The sequence below is a fragment of the Flavobacterium sp. genome, from assembly GCF_049318185.1.
Classification (GTDB): domain Bacteria; phylum Bacteroidota; class Bacteroidia; order Flavobacteriales; family Flavobacteriaceae; genus Flavobacterium.
In genome coordinates, this window is sequence record NZ_JBMOGV010000222.1 from 1 (window position 1) to 1859 (window position 1859).

Here is a 1859-nt window from a genome sequence, read left to right on the forward strand (position 1 = left end):
GTGCTCGTAAGGGCGTGTGGGTTCAAATCCCACCGTGGTCACGAATAAAAAGAAATCTATATATAACAATCAAGCTTGCTTGAAATTTTTATATTTAGATTTCTTTTTTCAAAGCGGATCTTTGTTGGGAAAGACGAAGTCAATCCCTAGTCGCAAAACCTAAAATCTAATTACTTGAAATTGTTTTTATTTAGATTTCTTTTTTCAAAGCGGAGCTTTGTTGAGAAAGACGAAGTCAATTCACTAGAGCAGCATAAAAAGCAAGTGATGTAAATTTGCTTTTTTAATTATTATTTAACACTTAATTTTTTATTTAATTATTTCACTACTTTTGTTTAACAAAAAAAAACAAACGATGAACAGTGTTAAAAATACTTTCAGTATTAAAGATTTAGAAAATCTGTCAGGAATTAAAGCACATACCATTCGTATTTGGGAGAAACGATACAACGTTTTAGAACCAATGCGGACCGACACAAACATTCGTTTTTATGATTTATTAGCTTTACAAAAGCTTTTAAATATTACATTGTTACATGATTACGGTTACAAAATCTCTAAGATTTCGAAAATGCCTCAGGAAAAAATTCCAGAATTAGTCAGAGAAATTGTCAATGTAAAAAATGCGAAAAATCACGCCCTAAGTTCGTTCAAATTAGCGATGATGAACTTCGATCAAAACTTATTTTTTAAAACATACAACACACTACTTTCAGAGAAATCATTCAGAGAAGTATTTTTTGAAGTCTTCATTCCACTTATGGAAGAAATTGGACTTCTTTGGCAAGCAGAAACTATTACTCCTGCTCACGAACATTTTATTAGTTACTTGATAAAATTAAAATTACTGGTCAATACCGAGAAAATTCAAATTCAAGCACCTACAAAACAAGACCGAATTTTTGTTCTTTATCTTCCTATGAATGAAATTCACGAATTGGGTATAATGTATGTAAATTATGAAATTCTTAGCAGTGGTTACAAGACAATCTATTTGGGAGAAAGTGTTCCAATTGATAGCTTAAAGGATTTAAAAAAATACTTCAATAATATTACATATGTTTGTTATATGACTGTTGAACCTGATAAGACAGAAATCAATAATTACATCCAGGAATTAAAAGACAAAATAGTAGATGAATCGTCTGAATTATGGTTGATGGGTAGAATGATAGAGCACTTAGATCAAAAACATCTCAATAACAAAACAATATCATTTAAATCGATTGATGAGTTGGTAAATTACCTATAAATCTTTCAGAAAGTTGTTTCTTTTGTATACCTTTTAGTTACTTTTGTAGTACACATGAAAAAAGATATTAAAATAATAGGTTCGGGTTTTTCATCATTAGCAGCGGCATGTTATCTTGCAAAAGAAGGAAATAAAGTAACAGTTTATGAAAAAAACGCTTCTATAGGAGGAAGAGCCAGACAACTAAAAAAAGAAGGATTCACTTTTGACATGGGTCCAAGTTGGTACTGGATGCCCGATGTTTTTGAACGTTTTTTTGGTGACTTTAATAAAAAACCCTCTAATTATTATGAGTTAATAAAATTATCACCTGCCTACAGAGTTTATTATGGAATTAATGATTTTATTACAATCGCTGATAATTTAGAGGAAATAATAAAAACATTTGAAACAATTGAAGAAGGTAGTGGTAAAATTCTAGAAAAGTTTATGGCTGAAGCCAAAAGCAATTATGATATTGCCATTAAAGATTTGGTTTACCGTCCTGGAGTTTCAGCTTTGGAATTAATCACTACCGAAACCGCATTAAAAGTAGGTCAGTTTTTTAGCAATATTAGTAAAGACGTACGTAAAAAATTTAAAAACCAAAGACTAATTCAAATATTAG

General features: G+C 30.1%; 2 protein-coding genes. Both read left to right on the forward strand.

Features of this window, described 5'->3' with window-relative positions; all coding sequences use genetic code 11:
• Window positions 1–355 precede the first annotated feature (355 nt).
• On the forward strand, window positions 356–1252 hold the full coding sequence (locus tag ACOYLT_RS11800; RefSeq protein WP_422854034.1) for a MerR family transcriptional regulator: 897 nt from the start codon (window positions 356–358) through the stop codon (window positions 1250–1252).
• A gap of 54 nt (window positions 1253–1306) precedes the next feature.
• On the forward strand, window positions 1307–1859 hold a 553-nt coding region (locus ACOYLT_RS11805; RefSeq protein ID WP_422854035.1), incomplete at its 3' end, for a phytoene desaturase family protein.

Excerpts from the sequence above, each read along its gene's own strand:
- ACOYLT_RS11800 (WP_422854034.1), top strand. The coding sequence starts at position 356 with ATGAACAGTGTTAAAAATACTTTCAGTATTAAAGATTTAGAAAATCTG.